This window comes from Acinetobacter sp. WC-323, assembly GCF_000314615.1.
Lineage (GTDB): Bacteria > Pseudomonadota > Gammaproteobacteria > Pseudomonadales > Moraxellaceae > Acinetobacter > Acinetobacter courvalinii.
Map to the genome: position 1 here is coordinate 21,932 of NZ_AMZS01000022.1, position 19,455 is coordinate 41,386.

Here is a 19,455-nt window from a genome sequence, read left to right on the forward strand (position 1 = left end):
TTGTAATCAAACGGGTGACTAAGAATATTCACATCAAAACTGATGTGATAGTATTGATCATCATTATTCTGCATCATTTATAAAGATATGTTTAGTTTGCATCCACAACTTGCTCAAGATACATTTTTTGTAGGCGACTTTCCGCTTTCAACATGTCGTTTAATGAATGATATGCAATTTCCTTGGCTGATCCTTGTACCGCGTGTACCAGGTGTTACAGAATTATATGAACTCAGCCAGGCAGACCAAGAACAATTTCTACGTGAATCAAGTTGGTTATCAAGCCAGCTTTCACGTGTGTTCCGTGCAGACAAGATGAATGTTGCGGCATTAGGGAACGTTGTTCCTCAGCTTCATTTTCATCATGTGGTGCGTTATCAAAACGATGTGGCATGGCCGAAACCTGTCTGGGGCACACCAGCAGTACCTTATAGTAACGATGTACTCGCGCACATGCGTCAAACACTGATGCTTGCGTTACGTGGTCAGGGTGATATGCCGTTTGACTGGCGTATGGACTGATCCAGAAAATAGAATAAAAACAGTATTCTATAATAAGAAAGGAGGACAGAGTGCCACTAGATAGGTTAATTGATAAAGAACCTAGACAGTTCGCTTATTTCCATCGTTTGATGGGATACTCGATTCTGTCACTGATTCTGGTAATTTATACATTTACCTCTACCAGTGCTAGCTACCAACTCTATCTCCTTCCATTATTATTGGCCTATTTTCTGTTTTGCCCGCGTTTGGAAAAATGGCTGCAATATAAATTTGATAAAAAAATAGAAAAAAACGTTCTATTTGCCAATGAAGCCATCCTTATTGCGCTGGTTCTTGCTGCATTACATCTAAGTCTGGTTCCCACATTTACCATCTTGTTTGCATTGCTCTATGTAGGGCTGAACAATAAGATTTCCTTGCCCGTCTCATGTCTGATCGGTTTGATTGGGGTAATGACTTTTTATTTTAGTACCTATGTCATTTTTGGGACTGAAGAGTATTTTGAACCGACCAATCCTGAATTGACCGTTGTGAGCCTGCTCGGCTTGATGATGTTTATCGTGATTGGTAACTATTACCAGCACCGTCGCCTGAATATTCTCGGGCAGCAACGCCAGCATTACCATAATCAGATGACTCGTTATATTGCTTTTGCCAATCAGCTCAGTCGCTATGCACCCTTGCAATTGTGGCAGTCGATCATGCGTGGCGAGGCAGAAGCGAAAATTGAATATAAACGTAAAAAGCTCACGATCTTTTTCTCTGATATTCAAGGTTTTACTGAACTTTCAGAAACCCTGATCCCGGACGATTTAGCCTTCTTGCTGAACGATTATCTGAGTCATATGACCGAGATTGCCAAGCAGTATGAAGCGACAGTCGATAAGTTTATGGGCGATGCGATTCTTATTTTCTTTGGTGATCCAAACTCGCAAGGCGTTGAGCAAGATGCAAAATCTTGTGTGGAAATGGCGATTGCGATGCGTCAACAAATGAAATTGTTGCGTGAGCGTTGGAAGAAAATGGGCTATCCAGCCTTGCACATCCGTATGGGGATCAGTACCGGTTATTGCCACGTTGGTAACTATGGTGCTTCACATCGTATGGCCTATACCATTGTCGGGCGTGATGTGAATTTGGCTGCACGTTTGCAGTCTGCTGCTGAGGTCGATGAAATTCTCATTGCCGATGACACCCATCAACTGATTAAAAACGAGTTTTTATGTGTGCCAAAAGTGCCGATCTATTTGAAAGGCATTCAAGGTCCAGTGAAAACCTGGCAGGTGATGGAAAAATTCACGGGCAAGAAATCTGATACGCAACAATGGTTTGATTTCGATTATAAAGGCTTCCATTTGGTGCTCAATCTGGAAGAAGTGCAAAACTATGAATATCCGGAACTGGTCGAGATTCTGGAAAACATGGTGCAGCGTATCAAAACCCAGCAAAAAATTACCAATGCGCAGGGCATTCCTAAACTCACTTTAGATGATGAAGTAAGATAAAAAATCAATACTCAATGTTGAGTATGACTATTTTGATGTTCATGCATCGCATATAAATGATCAAATTCTAAAGCCAGCGCTGCCAGCGTAGTGGATTTTAGCTGTCGGGTTAAAATATGCTGTGCATCCTGAATGGCCTGATCTAAAGCGGCATTTACCACACGCTCAACCAAGCATTCTGGATGTTCTCTTTCATTACCGATTGCAAAAATAGTGGGTTCACCCACAGCTTGATAAATATCCCACAAGGTAATTTTTTCTAAATCTCCGGTTAGCTGCCAACCACCACCAGCGCCTTTTTCTGAGTGGACAAATCCTGCTTTTTTTAAACCTGACATCGTCCGTCTGACCACCACAGGGTTGGTTGATAGCATTTGCGCAATTTCATCAGAGGTAAAAGTCTTCTGTTGTCTGGCCATGTGTAAAAGCACATGCAGCATTCGGGAAAGTTTACTGTCAGTACGCATCTAATCAATCCAAACAAAATAAGAGAATAGTTTTAAATGTAACATTAAAAGTTGCAAATTAAAATAAAAAGTATTAATGTAACTTTAAAAGTTACATATAGGCGATGAATCCTATGCAATATGATGTTGCGATTATTGGTGGAAGTTATGCGGGTTTGGCTGCGGCAATGCCATTGGCGAGAGCACGCAAAAAAGTGGTTATTATTGATGCTGGACAACGTAGAAATCGCTTTGCCAAGTATTCACATGGTTTTCTGACTCAGGATGGGACGCAGGCAAGTGAAATTGCGCAAATTGCGAAGCAGCAAGTTTTGGCTTATAAGACTGTGGATTGGCAGAATAGCAATGTAAAGCGCGTAGAAAAAATTGAAGAGGGTTTTGCGGTATGTATTAATGCAATACATTCAATTACGGCTCAGCGTCTAATTATTGCTGCTGGTATTACAGATCAATTGCCTGATATTGCAGGTTTGGCGGAACGCTGGGGCAAGTCAGTCTTCCATTGTCCTTATTGTCATGGTTATGAATTGAATCAAGGCAAAATTGGTATTATTGCCAGCTCAGAACATGCTGCTCATTTAGCGATGATGCTCCCGGACTGGGGCGAAACCACACTGTTCATAAATGGCTATCCGCTGGCGAGTGAATTACTTGAGCAATTAAAGGCGCGCGGAGTTGTCATCGAGCAGCGACTGATTCAGAAAATTATAGGGCAGAGCGATGTCTTGCTTGTAGATGACGCTGTTATTCAGCTAGAGGGTATTTTTGCAACGACCAAGTGTAGTATTGCTCAGGACTGGATTTTTAAGCTGGGCTGTGAAATTGAACAGAGTGCCATAGGTGAGGCGATTAAAACCAGTGCCATGAAGGAAACTTCGGTTGCAGGAATTTTTGCTTGTGGTGACGTGGCGCGCTTGGGTGGTTCGGTATCACTTGCTGTTGGTGATGGTACTCTGGCAGGTGTCGCTGCGCATCGTTCTTTAATTTTTGTTTAATCATAAAAAAAGCTAGAGATTTACTCTAGCTTTTCTTTTGCTTGAATCATGACTTGATCTTAATGATTTTCTGAAGCATGGTTGATGGTGTATTTAGGAATCTCGATTTCTAAATCTTCATCCACAATTTCAACCTGACACGACAGACGTGAGTCAGGCTCTAAGCCCCAGGCACGATCCAGCAAATCTGCTTCAACATCATTCATTTCTTCAAGACTGTCAAAGCCTTTACGCACCACCACGTGACAGGTGGTGCATGCTGCAGACATATCACAAGCATGTTCAATTTTAATGCCATTTTTTAATAAACTCTGGCATAAATTGGCGTTTTGTTCGACTTCAAATTCTGCACCTTCAGGGCAAATTTGTGCATGAGGAAGAACTTTAATACGTGGCATATTGATCACCTATACCTTTAGTTTGAGTTTGACCAATCTTCAAGTTTCGTACCTTTTAAGGCATGGTCAATATGTCGGTTCATGCGAAGCGCAGCAAAGGCATCGCTGTGAATTTTAAGTTGCTGAACAGCATGTTCAATCGCTGCAAGCTCATCGGTTTTAAGACGAGCTTTTAACGCTTCAGCGGCAAGAATCAAGTCGCGCGCCTGTTGTTGGGAAAGTAGATCGGTATCTGCTTTCAAGGCTTGCTCTAAGGCTTCTAGCTCACGTTGTGCTTCAACTTTGGTTTCTTGCAAGTGGCGAAGCTGTTTATCTTCTTCCGCATGCTGGAAACCTTCTACCAGTAAACGTTCGGTATCTGAAGCGGATAAGCCATACGACGGTTTGATATCGATTTTCGCTTGAACGCCAGATGTAGTTTCTTTCGCAGAGACAGTGAGTAAGCCATCGGCATCGACCTGGAATGTCACTTCAATACGTGCTTGACCCGCAGTCATTGGTGGAATGCCATGTAAGACAAAACGACCTAAGGAACGGCAATGCTCAACCAGATCACGTTCACCTTGAACCACATGGATCAACATGGCAGTTTGGCCATCTTGATAAGTGGTAAATTCTTGACGGCGTGCAACCGGAATGGCGGTATTACGTGAAACCAGGCGTTCAACTAAGCCCCCCATGGTCTCTAAACCAAGAGAGAGTGGCGTCACATCAAGCAATAATGAACCATCTTGGCTATTGCCGATGAGCTGGTTGGCGGTAATTGATGCGCCAATTGCAACCACTTCATCCGGGTTAATGGTACATAGCGGTTCACGTTCAAATAGCTCACGTACCGCTTTTTGTACAGCATAAGAACGTGTTGAACCGCCCACAAGAACCACATGCTCAATGTCATCGAGTTCAAGTTTGGCATCACGTAATACGCGTTTGCAGACACTCATGGTTTTGTCGAGTGCGACTTGAATAATCGATTCAAAAGTAGGGCGGTCGAGTGTTAAGCGATCATCCAGTAATTTTAATTCGGCAGATTCATGATCTGTTAAATGTTCTTTGGCTTGACGTGCAGCAATAACGAATACCGCATATTCTTCATCGCTTAATGTTTCGATATTGAGCTGTTTTTTAGCCCATTTTACGATTAAACGATCAAGGTCATCTCCACCCAGTGCAGTATGTCCACCTGTAGCAAGGACTTCAAATACACCTTGGGAGAAACGCAAGATTGAAACGTCAAACGTACCACCGCCAAGATCGTAAATCACATAGTTACGGTCTGTACTGAGATTGGTCTCTTGATCAAGACCATATGCCACCGCAGCGGCTGTTGGCTCATTCAATAAGCGTAAAACATTGAGTCCGGCAAGCTGGGCTGCATCACGTGTTGCCTGACGTTGTGCTTCATCGAAATAAGCAGGAACGGTAATCACTGCACCATTGACAGGATTATTCAGGCTGGCTTCAGCGCGATCTTTTAATTGTTTTAATATCTCGGCAGAAATTTCGACCGGGGTTTTACGTCCGGCAGCCGTTTCAAATGCTGGCATTTCATTTTCTGCGCCAACAAGGGTATAGGGATGCTGGAATTTAATATCAGCTTGTGAACGACCCATAAAGCGTTTCACTGAAACAACTGTATTTTTGGGGTCGGTCATCATAAACGGTTTGGCTTCATAACCAAACGTTGTCAAATCTTTCGCGTAATGAACAATAGAGGGAAGTAGAACCCGATCTTTGTCATCATGTAGAACTTTCGGTTTTCCCGATAGCACTGTCGCCACTAAAGAGTGGGTTGTCCCTAAGTCGATCCCGATCGCAATACGATGTTCGTGTGGTGCGGTAGATTGACCTGGTTCAGCAATTTGCAAAAGCGCCATGCGTACGGTATCCCTTGAAAATAATCGGTAACAGCGGATTAAAAATCATCGTCTAAATCGAAGCTATCTTCTTCGTCCAGCATACGATCTTCAGCTTTATCAATATCATTCATGACACGTTGGAAAAAGCGTAGCTTACGAACAGTATCACGTGCCTCAGCCCAGTCTTCATCCGCATAATCGATTTTGAATTCGCGGACTAAACTATCAATCCATTGCTGAATTTCAACTTTTAGCGTACGAAGCTGCTCGGTTGAGGTCGCTTCATCCAGTTGCTCGCGCATTTCGAGTGCAGATTGCAAAAACTCAAAATCGTTGATGGATTGATCAAGATGATGATCCTGTTTTTTCAGGGCGAGCAGATAGGCAGCACGACTATCAACCAGTGACAATATTTTATAAGCCTGATTGATTTCGCTTGACTTGATCAGCGCCTGATCTTTGTCGCTGGCTTTATCCGGGTGATATTGCTGTTGCAAACTTAAAAACTGTTTTTTTAAAGCTGCTAAATCTATATCGAGTGCTTCTGGTAATTGGAACAACTCAAAATGATTCATGGGAGATGAATTCCGCTATTGATAAATACGTTAAAACAGTGCGGAACACACTGTTTTGACGAAAAGAAAGAGAGTAGTGGTTGGGGTTAAACAGTGAATGATTCACCGCAACCACATTCACCTTTTTGGTTTGGGTTGTTAAACTCAAAGCCTTCATTAAGACCATTTTTAACATAGTCCATCTCTAAACCATTGAGATAAACTAGGCTTTTTGGGTCTACAAAGACTTTAACGCCGAGTTGTTCAAATACTTGGTCGTGTGTGTCGATGTCATCGACAAACTCAAGTACATAAGCCAATCCAGAACAACCCGAAGTTTTCACACCAATACGAATGCCTTCACCCTTACCTCGGTTTTGCAGGTAATTGCTGATGTGAGTCGCAGCATTTTCAGTTAAATGGATCATGAAAACTCCAATGTTATTTCGGTCATCAATTAAGCTTTCGCTTTCTTACCGCGATAGTCTTCAATCGCAGCTTTGATTGCATCTTCAGCCAAGACAGAGCAGTGTACTTTTACTGGTGGAAGTGCAAGCTCAGTTGCGATATCAATGTTTTTGATCGCTTGAGCTTCATCAAGGGTTTTACCTTTTAACCATTCGGTTACCAGTGAACTTGATGCGATTGCAGAACCACAGCCATAAGTCTTGAAGCGAGCTTCTTCAATTACGCCATTGTCATCGACTTGAATTTGTAAACGCATTACGTCGCCACACGCAGGTGCACCGACCATGCCTGTACCTACATTTTCAGCATTCTTGTCTAAAACACCAACATTACGAGGGTTTTCGTAATGATCAATTACCTTTTCGCTATAAGCCATGTCGCTTCTCCAAACCTCGGGGTCAGCCTAATATTAATATGAGGGTTAAAACATACTTTTCAATGAGATGCTCTATTGAGCACCTGATGAATTAGTGTTCAGCCCATTCAACTGTTGAAAGGTCGATACCTTCTTTGTACATATCCCAAAGCGGAGAAAGTTCACGTAATTTCTCAACAGCAGCTTTGGTAATGGTTAACACGTAGTCAATATCTGCTTCAGTGGTGTATTTACCGAAACTGAAACGGATTGAGCTATGTGCCAACTCGTCAGATAAACCTAAAGCACGTAATACATATGACGGCTCTAAAGTTGCAGAGGTACATGCAGAACCACTTGAAACAGCTGCATCTTTTAGTGCCATCATCAGTGACTCACCTTCAACGAAGTTGAAGCTGACATTTAGATAGTTAGCAACGTTTTGTGTTGGGTGACCATTCAAGAACACTTGTTCAAGGTCTTGTAAGCCATTCCAAAGCTTGTCGCGTAACTTGCGAATACGCTCTTGTTCTGCTTGCATGGTTTTGCCAGCAATTTCAAAAGCTTCGCCCATACCAACAATCTGATGCGTCGCTAAAGTACCAGAACGCATACCACGTTCATGACCACCACCGTGCATTTGTGCTTTTAAGCGAACACGTGGGCTACGGCGAACGTAAAGGGCACCGATACCTTTCGGGCCATAGACTTTATGACCAGAGAAGCTCATCAAATCAATTTTCATGGTTGAAAGATCAATTTCAACTTTACCAGCGGCTTGAGCTGCATCGACGTGGAAGAATGTTTTGTTGGCACGTGTTAATTCACCAATTGCAGCCACATCGGTCACAGTACCGATTTCGTTGTTTACCATCATCAGTGAAACAAGAATCGTATCTGGACGTAAAGCCGCCTGAACCATTTCTGGGGTAATTAACCCTGTACGCGGTTCTGGTTCTAAATAAGTAATTTCGAAACCTTGCTCTTCAAGCTCACGGCAAGGATCCAACACTGCTTTATGTTCGATTTTACTTGTAATGATGTGTTTGCCTTTTGAACCGTAGAACTGAGCAATCCCTTTTAATGCCAGGTTGTCAGATTCGGTTGCGCCAGAAGTCCAAACGATTTCGCGTGGATCTGCTTTAATGAGATTGGCAACTTGCTCACGCGCATATTCAGCTTTTTCTTCGGCTTGCCAACCATAGGCATGTGAACGTGACGCAGGGTTACCAAAAGTACCCTCGAACGTTAAACATTCCATCATGCGTTCTGCAACTTCTGGCAGTACTGGCGTGGTTGCTGCGTAATCAAGATAAATTGGACGTTTCATGTCAAATACCTGTAACCGATAGAAGGGCTGAATCTAAACTTGGTGAATTCTGGCGTAATGCAACGGTTTGAACGTTGTCACGCGCAATCAAATCAGCAAGGGTGATTTTTGCAAGATAATCGGCAATATGGTGGGAGAGTTCTTGCCATAAGTCATGAGTCAAACACATTGCACCATTCTGGCAGTTACCCTTATGGTCACAACGCGTTGCATCAACAGTTTCATTTACAGCTTCGATGATTTCTAGCACAGTAATTTCACTTGCATTGCGCGCCAGGTGATAACCACCATTTGCACCGCGTACACTTGAAACTAACCCGTGACGCTTGAGTTTCGCGAATAACTGTTCTAAATAAGCGACTGAGATGGATTGGCGTGCTGCTATTTCCGCAAGCGTGATCGTTTGTTCAGTTGGCTGCAAAGCTAAATCAAGTAGAGCAGTCACTGCGTAACGACCGCGAGTTGTAAGACGCATGATTCGGTACACATGGTTAGACTAGATGTTTAAATTTTATGAATTCCGACTAAAATAGTCAAGTTTTAAATTGCCATTCTGAGCGTGAAAAGTGAAATATATTGGAATTATTGTATCCACGTATTATAAACAAAAAAGGCGATGAAAATAAAGCTTAAAACAGCAAAGCTAATATTGATCAGGCGTTGACGTTTTTGCAGACGTTGAATGCGGTTTTGGTACTGCTTGACTTCAACCAGCAAGGTGTTGATTTCCGAACGCTGCTGATCGATTTTATCCAGTAGCGGAGCAATGCGTTGTTGGGAAGCAACGGCTTCAGCCTCATCACTAAACCATTGTTTCCAATTTGCCAGGATACTTGACAGGGTAAGATGCGGGAGGACATCCAGAAATTCTTCAGCATGCGTGGCATCACCGAGAATACGCATATTGGCAATGCTACGCTGATTGTTAAACACAAAAATCTTGATCAGGTCGATCAATGTGCTATTAATCTCCAGATCAATATTGCGATCTAGTGCCTTCATATCAAACAGCAGACCTTTTTCGGTAAACTGGATATAAAAGTCGAAGAACGGAATGTAGCTATTAATCCGGATTGTGATTTTTTGATCGATTAACTTTTTGGCGTGCAGACGCAATCCTGCATCATGAGTCAGGATAAAAGAGAAAAAAGTCTCTAAAACAATGATGACAATATTGAGCAACAAATGCGGATGTTTATGTCTTTGTTGCGTATCATTCATAGGTCTGGTTTTCCTGGTTAATCAATCAATAAAAACAGAATGTCCGTAAACCTGAGTATCCTTACTCAATTGTTAAAAATAATTTACAGGACTTTCTTGCTTTGTAGAACAGTTTTTTAAAACGATCAAGTCCTAACTTTGATATTATAAAAACATTTTTATGGTTAAATACGACATACTGTTTGTAAAGTGCTTAGGAGTAAGGGTCAATGGATAACTCAAATATAGAAAATCCTAATGAAGAAGCTGAGGTAAAAACTAAGCCAAAATCAAAGAGTTCTAAAAAATCTGCGTTAGATTTCAAAAAATATACACAACAGATTTGGCTTGCTGGTCTCGGTGCTTTTTCGCGTGCGGAAGAAGAAGGCAACAAGTTGTTTGACTCGCTGGTCAAGGTGGGGGAAGAATTAGAATCAAAAACCGTCGATTTCGCCGATAACACGGTTGGCAGAGTCACCGAAAAGGCCAAAGAGTCGGTAACGGATACCAAAGACAAGGTTGAAAAGATTTTAGATACCAGTGTGAATCATTCACTCAACCGGATTGGACTGGTGACACCTAAGGATTTGCAGCATATCGAACAGTTGCTTGTACAGCTGCATATCAAGGTCGATGCCTTAATCGAAGAAAATAATCAATTGAAGGCCAAATTGAATAAAAAGTAAAAAAAATGCAGGTAACTCGTCTGTTTATGTCGTATTTCAGTATTTATTTTAATTAAAAGGCCTTTCTAGTATTGCGTTATCCCCCAAAGCATTGCTATAAAGGCGTCATGGCCTTTTAAACTATAGCCTTGGATCTTAACAAACGATATTAAGAGGATATTTTTTATCATGAATAAATCAGAATTAATTGATGCGATTGCTGAAAAAGGGGGCGTGTCAAAATCGGATGCTGGTAAGGCACTCGATGCGACAATTGCATCAATCACTGAAGCACTTAAAAAGGGTGATACGGTTACTTTAGTTGGGTTCGGTACTTTCAGCGTTAAAGAACGTGCTGCTCGTACTGGTCGTAATCCTAAAACGGGTGAAGAGTTACAAATCAAAGCAAGTAAAGTACCTAGCTTCAAAGCTGGTAAGGGTTTAAAAGATTCAGTTGCGTAATCTTTTTAAATCAATAAACGCACCATTTTGGGTGCGTTTTTTATTTATTGAATGAAAAAGTTAATTTGATCCTTATTCTGCATTCATTCACTTTTGTTTTTCAGTTAAAATTGCCCCGAAATAAAATATTGGAATTCTTATGGAATCGTTTCGTACTCTCATTAAGGGTTGGCTTGGCAAAGTCCTGTTAGTTTTGTTTTTGACTCCTTTAGCACTTGTCGGTATAGAAGGGTATTTTAGTGGTAGCAATAAAGCAGACGTTGCAAAATCAGTAAACGGTCAAGATATTTCTAATAAAGAATTAGAAAGTGCAACCAAAAACTATAAAGACCAGTATTTATCATTGGTGAAAGGTGATGAATCACTTTTGAACTTGCCTGTGATTCAAGAGAAAGCACTCGATGCCTTGGTGGCCCGTTCATTGTTACAACAGCAAGCTGAAAAGCTGGGAATGACACTTAGTGATGTGCAACTTGAGCAAATGTTGGCACAACAACCGAGTTTTCAGGAAAATGGCAAATTTTCTCAAACCTTATATGAAAACTACTTACGTTCTGTAGGGATGACCAATCAGGCCTTGATCAGCAGCTTACGCCAGGATCATGCGCTGAAAATGATTTCAACCTCGTTGATGGATTATGCTTTGGTCAGTAAATCCGATGTACAGCAATTAGCGAATTTACAGACTGAACAGCGTACTTTGCATTTGGCGAGTATTAAGCTGGATGACTATAAAAAAGGTGTAACGGCTTCAAATCAGGAGATCGCTGATTACTACAACAAGCATAAGAATGAATTTAAGCAAGTGGCCAGTGTTGATGTCGATTATGTGGTATTAACCCCGGCATTGTTGCCTAAGGCAAATCTTGCGGTGACTGAAGCTGATTTACAGCAAGCCTATAATGCTTTTGTCGATGAGAAGAAAAAAGCGGTTAAACCTCAGGTTAAACATATTCTGATTACCACGGATGCGCGTGACGATGCGGCAGCGCAGAAGCTTGCCAATGACGTTTATGCAAAAATTCAGTCGGATATGAGCTTTGCAGATGCCGCTGCACAGTTCTCGGATGATCCAACGTCCAAGACGCAGGGCGGTTTGGTTGAGGCTTATGCACCAGGGGCATTCTCGGCTGATTTTGATAATGCAGTGAATGCATTAAAAAGCGGTGAAATTTCAAAACCTGTTAAAACTCAATATGGTTATCACATCATTGAAGCTGAAACGCCAATGTTGAAATTGCCATCATTTGAAGCTGAAAAAGCACGTTTAACGGCTGAAGTCGAGAAAACTAAACTGGCGAATCAGTTCAGTGATAGCGTGAACAGCTTAAATGAAATGGTCGTTGGTAATGATTCTCTAGAGGCTGTGGCTGAGGAAGTGAAGGGCGCGCGTATTGAATCTGCAAATGGCGTGACTTTAGCCACTCAGAATCCTTATTTGAGTGATCTAGGTGTTAAAGCAAAATTATTCAATGATGATGTGAAGAATGGTGACCGTAACGCGTCTTCAAATATTCAACTGGCCAATGGCGATACCATCTGGATCAAAGTCCGGAACTATCATGCTGCTGGTGTTAAACCTTTAGAGCAGGCGACTGCTGAAGTCAAAGCAAAAGTGATCGAAGCGAAAGCCTATAAAGCAGCTCAAGCAAAAATTGCCAGCATCCTGAATGATTTTAAAACCCAGCTAGCGGCGCAAGTGGTTGCCAAGTCTCAGGTGAACTTTGAAAATGCGGGTACTTTTGCGCGTTCTCAAGGTTTAAAACGTCCGATTGAGCGTGCTGCCTTCAGTATTCCGGCGCCAGCGAAAGAAGGTTTATGGTCTGCTACGACTGCGAAATTACCAAATGAATTGGTGATCGTGGCAGTTTCAAATGTCAACAGTAGTGTTGCCAGTACTTTGCCAGCAGAACAGGTACAAGAGTTGAATAAACTGTACCAGCAGTTCCGTGGACAACAAATCCTGGAAGATTACACTGAATATTTAAAATCAAAAGCCAAGATTAAATAATGATTTGATCGAGGTCATAAAAAAGCCAGTGGATATCCACTGGCTTTTTTGTTAAAGCAAAAAGCTTATTTTTTCTGGATAAATTTTGCTTCCTCTGATTGAGGATATTGGCTGAGCAGCTTGCTTTTATATTGATTGGCTAAAGCTGTGTTTTTATCAACTTCTTTGGCGATACTATAGAGTTGATACACTGCACGAGATGCTTTAGCTGAGTTTGGATAGCGTGTCGCAACAATATTATAGTTTTGTTTTGCCGCTTTATAATCCACAGGCTCAACAGCCAGATAAAATTCAGCTAGCCAAAAATAGGCATTCCCCACATAAATGCCGTTGGGATGGTTTTTAATAAAGTTTTGCATCGGCTGAATCGCCTTTTTTGCGCCACCTTGTTTATAGGCATCCAGGGCTACGGTATAGGCCGCTTTTTCTAATTCAATCTGGCTGCTGGCACTCTCTGTTGTTGCTGTATTGGTCTGCGGTTGTGCAGCCGGAGCTTGCGTGGTGGCCGGAGTCGTCTGTTGCGGTATCGGTGCTGCTGGTACGATCGCAGGCGCACTGGTGTCTGCATTGGTTGAGGCAGTTGCAGCCGATGGATCTTGTGCCTCAGGATTGTCCTCAGGCGGATCAATTTTTTGTGACAGCAGTTCCAGGCGCTGATCCAGATCGGTATAACGGTTAGTTAACTCTTTTTTTAATTGCTCGATGGCATTGTCATGTTCTTCAAGCTGACCACGTAACTTGCGGATCTCTTCTTCAAGCTTTTGGTTCTTCTGCATGATTTCCCAGTTCAGACTCGGCGTACCGGCAACCACATTACTGGCTTGTTGCTGGCTTAAAGCACGCGATTCAATAGGGACGTTGGCATATAAATGTGCACTACTGAGCAGGGCAATAAAAAGTACGGAATGCTTTTTTAGCATAAAAATTCATCCATAAGTTGAAATATAAAGCTGTGGCCGAACAAGTCTTCACTGTTTACTTGCAACACACCAGATATAGATTTTTGATTTAGCCATTAAAACAGCAACTCATTTAAATGCAATAAGCATTTACAATCTTCAAGCACTTTTGAAGAAAATTAATCGGTTGTTGTTGAATGTTTGCACATCTTCAGAGTAAATCGATCAAAAATACAGACGGGTTGATGATGAATTAGGCAGTTGAGCTAAAAACTCACTGAAAAACAGAGACAAGTCTTGCAACTCAGGAAAAAATCTCTATACTTTGTCAGGCAATGGTAGCCCTGCTGGTAGCTTCGCAATTGTACTCTATGAACCCCGCCAGGACCGGAAGGTAGCAACGGTAGTAGAACTATGATGTGCCGAAGTCATGCTGGTAGGGCTGCCACCAGTTATTCTTCTTCGCTCGTTCGAGCAATCGCTTTCATAACCACACTCATATCAAAGCCACGGTATTGTAAAAACCGGATTTGTCTTGCCTTGATTTTCGGGTCAGTCGCGACTTCCTCTCCAAATTTCTTTAGTTTCAGTTGATAGGCCTGATCAAGCCAGTCCACTTCTTGCAATTCCTCTGTAATCAGTTCTGCATCCAGCTGTTTGGCTTTAAGCGCCTGCTTGATGCGTTGTAGGCCTTTCCCTTTTCTTAATTGGCTTGCCAAAGTCAGCTCGGCCACACGCTGGTCACTTTGATAATTATTCTGCGCGAGTTCCTCTACCAGTTTCTCGACTTCTTCAGGATTGATCGCATATTGATTGAGCTTGGCAATCAGTTCTGCCTGTGAATAGTCGCGACGTGTGAGCAGGGCAAAGGCATACGAGCGTAATCTTGTTCCCGTTAGAGTTTTGGGTTTTTCTGTTTTTTCACTATTAAACAAAATCGATTTCCTCATGAAACAAAAACGCCCCGAAGGGCGTTTTAGCTTAACTTTCTAAAAAGTCTGGTTCTTCTTCATCTTCAGTTTGTGCAGCTTCAACATTGGTTTTAGTCAGAAGTTGTTCACGAATCTGTTTTTCAATCTCTTGCGCCATGGCTGGATTCTCTTCAAAATGACGAATCACATTGTTTTTACCTTGGCCAATTTTGTTGCCTTGATATGAATACCATGCACCCGCTTTTTGTACGATATCTTGCTGAACTGCAAGATCAACCACTTCACCTAGCTGATTGGTACCTTTGCCGTACATAATCTGGAACACGGCTTCTTTAAAAGGAGGTGCCATTTTATTTTTGACAACTTTAACGCGAGTTTCGTTACCAGTAATCTCATCGCCTTCTTTCACTGCACCAATACGACGGATATCTAGACGCACAGATGCATAGAATTTAAGGGCGTTACCGCCAGTGGTGGTTTCCGGGCTACCAAACATTACACCAATCTTCATACGGATCTGGTTAATGAAGATCACCATACAGTTAGAACGCTTTGCATTACCTGTGATTTTACGTAATGCCTGACTCATCAAACGTGCCTGTAAACCCATGTGTGAATCACCCATTTCGCCTTCAATTTCGGCTTTAGGGGTTAATGCAGCAACAGAGTCGACAACGATCAGGTCAATTGCACCTGAGCGTACCAGCATATCTGCGATTTCTAACGCTTGTTCACCGTGATCGGGTTGAGAGACCAGCAGGTTATCAATATCGACACCAAGCTTACGTGCGTATTCTGGATCTAATGCATGTTCCGCATCGATAAATGCACATGTACCGCCATTTTTCTGACATTGCGCAATGGCTTGCAACGTCATGGTCGTTTTACCTGATGATTCAGGACCGTAAATCTCGATGATACGGCCTTTAGGTAATCCGCCAATCCCTAATGCGATATCCAGTGTTAAAGAACCTGTAGAAACAGCTTCAACTGCCTGTACAGTGTTATCACCTAGGCGCATTACTGTATTTTTACCAAATTGTTTTTCAATCTGGCTTAACGCAGCTTGTAACGCCTTGCTTTTATTATCATCCATCTCAAAACCTCAAAACTTTATTTCTTAACGACTAACCCAAGTGGATGTATTGAATCTCAACTTGTTGGGACTTGAGTATAGTGGCAGATTCTCGTTGTTTATTCTACATCTGATCTCTGTCTATGCGACACAAGATGACGCACCCAAAATTAGAAAATTTTATTCATCATGATAAGACCATGACTGTACATTTTCCTGCTTAAAACGATTGATATCACGACGATCTTTTTTGCTTGGTCGATGATCTGGTCGGGCTAGATTATGCATTTTTCGTTGTGATGCATGCAACTCCCGACGGGCAATACTTTCCGTTGTTTCTTCATAAAGCAGTTGTGCGGCCGGCGCGCCACCACGTACCGCTGAAAGAGCTTTGACTACCACGGTCTTTTTCTCAAAACCCTGCTGGATGGTCAGTTCCATACCAATACGCACGTCTCTGGAGACTTTAACGCGATCATTATTGTGGTGGACTTTACCACCTTCTATCGCAGCTTTGGCAATTGAACGTGTTTTAAAAAAACGTGCAGCCCAAAGCCATTTATCAATACGCATGGCGTCCATGCTTTCTGGTTCATGCTGTCTTGGCATCTGTTACCTGTAGGTTGGGTTCAAGATAATCAAAAAGTTCAGTTAAGTGATCAAGTGCCGGATAGGGTAATTGGGTTACAGATCTGGCAGCTTTGCTGCTTGAGGGCTGTAAAATACTAAACAGCTGGCGAATACCGAAATCTTTTGCACTTTTGAGCACGGCAACGGTATCGTCAATAAAGACGGCCTGAGCCGGATCAAAGGGATGCAATTGCTGTAGTTTTTGCCAAAAAGCGGTTTCTTCTTTGGCGTGCCCAAGTTCTTCACTACTGATCATTACTTCAAAATAGGGGCGAAGTTCGACATTTTCAAGTTTCAATTGCAGGCCTGCACGATCGGCATTGGTCAGTAACCAGCAACGATAACCTTTGGCTTTGAGTTGTTGTAACAATTGATGGCAGCCAGCACGTGGTCCAATTTTCTGGCGATGCTGGTATTGAAGTTGCAGAACATCGACTCCGACTTTAGCCGTCCAGAACGCCGAAGAGTACCAAGATAGTGTATGCTTATGTTGTTGGTAAAAATGAAATAGTGTTTGCTGACTTTGTTCCAGGCTGCATTGATGCACTTGGGCATGTCGCTCGGGCAAACAGTGATTCCAGATAAAGTCGTCAAATGCTAAATCGAGTAAAGTGCCATCCATGTCGAACATGGCAATCGGCTGCTGCTGTAAATCTGAATATGACATAAGGTTGGTCTATGTTTATTAAAACGCTTGCCCCACAAGATCAGTTAATTTCACAACTTGTTCCGATCATGGCGCAGGCTAGTCAACTATTGCTGGAAGAATACCAAAGTTATTGTGCCGGGTGCGAGTTTAATATTCAGGAAAAGAGTGATGATTCTCCGGTAACGCAGGCGGATCTGAAAGTAAATCATTTTTTAATGAAGCATTTAGCGACCATCACCCCGCAACTGCCGGTATTGTCGGAAGAGAGTGATTATTCGGCGCGCGCAGCATGGCAACGCTGCTGGATGCTGGACCCTTTAGATGGCACCAAGGAATTTATCCATGAGCGTGATGAATTCACCATTAATCTGAGTCTGATTGAGGATGACCGGACTACATTTGCGATCATTGCCGTGCCATGTGAGCAGGTGATGTATATCGGCTATACCTCACAATTGCCTTATAAATATAGTTTTATTCGACATGAATGGTTTCAGTACCAGATTGAAGAACATGATTGTTCCGCACCCCTGCAAATTGGTCTGAGCCATAACAGCAAAAATCCGAAGTATAAAAACTTTATGCAACCGATCTTGCAACATCGTGCTATTGAGCGCCGCGAAGCGGGCAGCGCCTATAAGTTTTGTATGATGCTGGAAGGTGAAATTGATATTTATCCTCGCTTTCATCCCACCTCGGAATGGGATACTAGTTCAGGACAGGCTTTACTGGAAAGCATTGGGGGTGGTCTGATGACGCTGGATCAAAAGCCTTTTTTATATAATCAGCGTGAAACGGTTTTAAATGGCGGTTTTATCGCATTTCGAGATCAGCATTGCAAAAAAATTGCTTATGAGGCTCTGGCACTTTCTGGCATTTTGGATTGAGAGTCATTCCACTCATGCTATAGTGGATTAAATTCAAAGTTGTGTGTGAATATGGCCCTGCATTTATTGCCGAAAAGTATGTTCGAAGCAATTGATTTATTACCTGATGCTTCAACCCCTGTCACCTTGTTTACCCGACACTCCTTGCGTGAGTTGGTGGATGGGCAGGGCTTGGCGGGTTATGATCTGCAATTAACAGAACCCGGGCGTGATCTGGCTTATGCTTGGGGAGAGTATTTAAGCCAACATAGCGATCGGGCCATTCAGCATTGTATTTCAAGTCCAATTCAACGTTGTGTCGATACCGCGGCCTTAATGATCGAAGGTGCGGACCAGACCCGTAAAGCAGTGAATACTCATCGTATTGAAATTGTGGAACAGCGTTTACTGGTTGAGCCAGGAAGCTTCGTACTAGACATCAAGCAGGCTGCGCCCTATTTCCGTAAGCAGGGCGCTTTGGGCTTTATCAACAGTTTTGTGAATAATGCACTGCCAGGGATGAAACATCCGATCACTGGCGTATTTGATGTCTTGGAACTGCTGTACCATACTCATCCCACCCAGCAAAATAGCCTCAGTCTAGCAGTAAGTCATGACACGATTCTTGCGGCTATCATTGCTGTCATTTCCGGCAAAAACCAGATTGATCAAACAGATTGGCCTGCGATGATGGAAGGTTTGTTTGTATGGTTTGAAGGTGATGATTTTGCCGAAAGCCAGTTAAAATGGATTTGGCGCGGCGAGAAAAATGTTTTGAATATAAAGCAGTTTTTAAATAGATAGAGGTACAGAAAATTTGGCACTATAATGTATAAAATGAGGCAGGCGGGATTGCTCTAAATATGCCAACAATATCAGTGTTTACTAAAGCCCAAATATTTTTATTTGGGCTTTGTTCTAAAGGCGATTGAAGAAAGGAAATTAGCGGCATTTACCGGTTTTTTGTCCTTCAATACTGCTTAAATTGGTTTGTAGTTTAGTGGATGCAGAGCACTGCAGATCCCCAGAAATAACCGATTTTTCCAACTGAATCATGGTTGCAGCCTGCACTGCCCGTACATCACCACTCACGCTTGAATTGATTAAGCGAACGGCTTTGGCTTGATTGGCTTGTATGCTGCCCTGAACGGATGAGCTGTTTAGAATCAGGCTGGCATCTTTTTGAATATTTACATCGCCTTCAATCGAAGCATTATTCACTGTACAGGTGGTGCCAGCTGGAATAGTAAGATCACTGAGCGTATCGTTATCGATGGTGCTATTACATGTTGCTGCAAAGGAAAAGCTGCTGCATAAAGCAAAGGCAGTGGGAATAATAACTTTCCAGATTTTATTCATGATGCTCTCCAGCATGTGATATTTAATTATTTATATACACTTCAATTTAAATTAATTTTAATTTCATAAAGTAGGGCCTTTAAGTTGTAGAAATGTAGTTAGGTATTGGTCTGGTTGTGATCTTGTACCCGCGTTTATTATTCTAAAATTACAATAAATCAAGCATGCTATTTCAATATTAAAAATTAACTTCACATTCGATCATTTAAATTGTTAATATTATAAATACATGATTTATATTAATTTTAATTAATTAACAGAATTTATCATTA

23 protein-coding genes and 1 other RNA gene are annotated in these 19,455 nt (G+C 42.1%); 9 read left to right on the plus strand and 15 right to left on the minus strand.

Going from position 1 to position 19,455, the window contains the following annotated elements; translation table 11 throughout:
• Positions 1–87: 87 nt before the first annotated feature.
• On the plus strand, positions 88–522 hold the full coding sequence (locus tag ACINWC323_RS15930; protein ID WP_004771663.1) for an HIT domain-containing protein: 435 nt from the start codon (positions 88–90) through the stop codon (positions 520–522).
• A gap of 50 nt (positions 523–572) precedes the next feature.
• Positions 573–2,009, plus strand: a complete 1,437-nt coding sequence (locus ACINWC323_RS15925) for an adenylate/guanylate cyclase domain-containing protein (RefSeq protein ID WP_005229749.1) — start codon at positions 573–575, stop codon at positions 2,007–2,009.
• 11 nt (positions 2,010–2,020) lie between these two features.
• On the opposite strand, the gene ACINWC323_RS15920 is transcribed toward ACINWC323_RS15925, so the two are convergent.
• A complete protein-coding gene (locus tag ACINWC323_RS15920) occupies positions 2,021–2,476 on the minus strand; it encodes an Rrf2 family transcriptional regulator (RefSeq protein ID WP_009508552.1) in 456 nt (151 codons plus the stop codon).
• A gap of 113 nt (positions 2,477–2,589) precedes the next feature.
• Here ACINWC323_RS15920 and ACINWC323_RS15915 point away from each other — a divergent pair, with 113 nt between their 5' ends.
• Positions 2,590–3,471, plus strand: coding sequence for an NAD(P)/FAD-dependent oxidoreductase (locus ACINWC323_RS15915; RefSeq protein WP_009508558.1), 882 nt, complete (start codon positions 2,590–2,592; stop codon positions 3,469–3,471).
• A gap of 59 nt (positions 3,472–3,530) precedes the next feature.
• Here the strand turns inward: ACINWC323_RS15915 and fdx are convergent, their stop codons facing one another.
• From fdx to ACINWC323_RS15875, 8 genes are all read right to left on the minus strand, one after another.
• Positions 3,531–3,869 (minus strand): ISC system 2Fe-2S type ferredoxin, encoded by a 339-nt coding sequence (gene fdx / locus ACINWC323_RS15910; protein ID WP_005229757.1) that lies wholly within the window; start codon positions 3,867–3,869, stop codon positions 3,531–3,533.
• A gap of 17 nt (positions 3,870–3,886) precedes the next feature.
• Positions 3,887–5,746, minus strand: a complete 1,860-nt coding sequence (hscA, locus tag ACINWC323_RS15905; RefSeq protein WP_005229759.1) for a Fe-S protein assembly chaperone HscA — start codon at positions 5,744–5,746, stop codon at positions 3,887–3,889.
• Between the two features lie 38 nt (positions 5,747–5,784).
• Positions 5,785–6,303 (minus strand): Fe-S protein assembly co-chaperone HscB, encoded by a 519-nt coding sequence (gene hscB, locus ACINWC323_RS15900; protein ID WP_009508543.1) that lies wholly within the window; start codon positions 6,301–6,303, stop codon positions 5,785–5,787.
• An 86-nt stretch (positions 6,304–6,389) separates the two neighbouring features.
• Positions 6,390–6,710, minus strand: a complete 321-nt coding sequence (gene iscA, locus ACINWC323_RS15895) for an iron-sulfur cluster assembly protein IscA (protein ID WP_004661460.1) — start codon at positions 6,708–6,710, stop codon at positions 6,390–6,392.
• Positions 6,711–6,739: 29 nt separating this feature from the next.
• The gene (gene iscU, locus ACINWC323_RS15890; protein ID WP_004639432.1) at positions 6,740–7,126 is read right to left on the minus strand and encodes a Fe-S cluster assembly scaffold IscU; all 387 of its coding nucleotides are present in this window, start codon (positions 7,124–7,126) and stop codon (positions 6,740–6,742) included.
• A gap of 91 nt (positions 7,127–7,217) precedes the next feature.
• Positions 7,218–8,435 (minus strand): IscS subfamily cysteine desulfurase, encoded by a 1,218-nt coding sequence (locus tag ACINWC323_RS15885; RefSeq protein WP_004771672.1) that lies wholly within the window; start codon positions 8,433–8,435, stop codon positions 7,218–7,220.
• 1 nt (position 8,436) lies between these two features.
• Positions 8,437–8,910 carry an Rrf2 family transcriptional regulator gene (locus ACINWC323_RS15880; RefSeq protein WP_004771673.1) on the minus strand — a complete coding sequence of 158 codons (474 nt, stop codon included), beginning with the start codon at positions 8,908–8,910 and terminating at the stop codon, positions 8,437–8,439.
• Between the two features lie 107 nt (positions 8,911–9,017).
• A complete protein-coding gene (locus ACINWC323_RS15875) occupies positions 9,018–9,656 on the minus strand; it encodes a hypothetical protein (protein WP_009508596.1) in 639 nt (212 codons plus the stop codon).
• 209 nt (positions 9,657–9,865) lie between these two features.
• Here ACINWC323_RS15875 and ACINWC323_RS15870 point away from each other — a divergent pair, with 209 nt between their 5' ends.
• The 3 genes from ACINWC323_RS15870 to ACINWC323_RS15860 all read left to right on the plus strand — a co-directional run bounded on the left by ACINWC323_RS15870 (position 9,866) and on the right by ACINWC323_RS15860 (position 12,773).
• Positions 9,866–10,321 (plus strand): phasin family protein, encoded by a 456-nt coding sequence (locus ACINWC323_RS15870; protein WP_009508591.1) that lies wholly within the window; start codon positions 9,866–9,868, stop codon positions 10,319–10,321.
• Between the two features lie 168 nt (positions 10,322–10,489).
• Positions 10,490–10,762 (plus strand): non-specific DNA-binding protein Hbs, encoded by a 273-nt coding sequence (gene hbs, locus ACINWC323_RS15865; protein WP_004639426.1) that lies wholly within the window; start codon positions 10,490–10,492, stop codon positions 10,760–10,762.
• A 139-nt stretch (positions 10,763–10,901) separates the two neighbouring features.
• Positions 10,902–12,773: a SurA N-terminal domain-containing protein gene (locus tag ACINWC323_RS15860; protein ID WP_009508609.1), complete on the plus strand. Its 1,872-nt coding sequence runs from the start codon at positions 10,902–10,904 to the stop codon at positions 12,771–12,773.
• 65 nt (positions 12,774–12,838) lie between these two features.
• Here ACINWC323_RS15860 and ACINWC323_RS15855 read toward each other — a convergent pair whose 3' ends face one another.
• Positions 12,839–13,693 (minus strand): YbgF trimerization domain-containing protein, encoded by an 855-nt coding sequence (locus ACINWC323_RS15855; protein WP_009508557.1) that lies wholly within the window; start codon positions 13,691–13,693, stop codon positions 12,839–12,841.
• Between the two features lie 324 nt (positions 13,694–14,017).
• Between ACINWC323_RS15855 and ffs the strand changes: the two genes are divergently transcribed.
• Positions 14,018–14,114: signal recognition particle sRNA small type (ffs, locus tag ACINWC323_RS19610), an RNA gene on the plus strand.
• A 10-nt stretch (positions 14,115–14,124) separates the two neighbouring features.
• On the opposite strand, the gene ACINWC323_RS15850 is transcribed toward ffs, so the two are convergent.
• The 4 genes from ACINWC323_RS15850 to ACINWC323_RS15835 form a co-directional block, all read right to left on the minus strand.
• On the minus strand, positions 14,125–14,607 hold the full coding sequence (locus ACINWC323_RS15850) for a regulatory protein RecX (RefSeq protein WP_009508610.1): 483 nt from the start codon (positions 14,605–14,607) through the stop codon (positions 14,125–14,127).
• 46 nt (positions 14,608–14,653) lie between these two features.
• The gene (recA, locus tag ACINWC323_RS15845; protein WP_005229770.1) at positions 14,654–15,700 is read right to left on the minus strand and encodes a recombinase RecA; all 1,047 of its coding nucleotides are present in this window, start codon (positions 15,698–15,700) and stop codon (positions 14,654–14,656) included.
• 159 nt (positions 15,701–15,859) lie between these two features.
• Positions 15,860–16,288: an RNA-binding S4 domain-containing protein gene (locus ACINWC323_RS15840; RefSeq protein ID WP_032881056.1), complete on the minus strand. Its 429-nt coding sequence runs from the start codon at positions 16,286–16,288 to the stop codon at positions 15,860–15,862.
• Positions 16,272–16,976: an HAD-IA family hydrolase gene (locus tag ACINWC323_RS15835; RefSeq protein ID WP_009508570.1), complete on the minus strand. Its 705-nt coding sequence runs from the start codon at positions 16,974–16,976 to the stop codon at positions 16,272–16,274. Before ACINWC323_RS15835 ends, ACINWC323_RS15840 begins: the two co-directional genes overlap by 17 nt.
• An 11-nt stretch (positions 16,977–16,987) precedes the next feature.
• Between ACINWC323_RS15835 and ACINWC323_RS15830 the strand changes: the two genes are divergently transcribed.
• Both ACINWC323_RS15830 and ACINWC323_RS15825 read left to right on the plus strand, forming a co-directional pair.
• On the plus strand, positions 16,988–17,845 hold the full coding sequence (locus tag ACINWC323_RS15830; RefSeq protein ID WP_009508621.1) for a 3'(2'),5'-bisphosphate nucleotidase CysQ family protein: 858 nt from the start codon (positions 16,988–16,990) through the stop codon (positions 17,843–17,845).
• Between the two features lie 51 nt (positions 17,846–17,896).
• A complete protein-coding gene (locus ACINWC323_RS15825; RefSeq protein ID WP_009508606.1) occupies positions 17,897–18,628 on the plus strand; it encodes a histidine phosphatase family protein in 732 nt (243 codons plus the stop codon).
• A gap of 138 nt (positions 18,629–18,766) precedes the next feature.
• Here ACINWC323_RS15825 and ACINWC323_RS15820 read toward each other — a convergent pair whose 3' ends face one another.
• Positions 18,767–19,183, minus strand: coding sequence for a hypothetical protein (locus tag ACINWC323_RS15820; protein WP_009508554.1), 417 nt, complete (start codon positions 19,181–19,183; stop codon positions 18,767–18,769).
• Between the last annotated feature and the right edge of the window lie 272 nt (positions 19,184–19,455).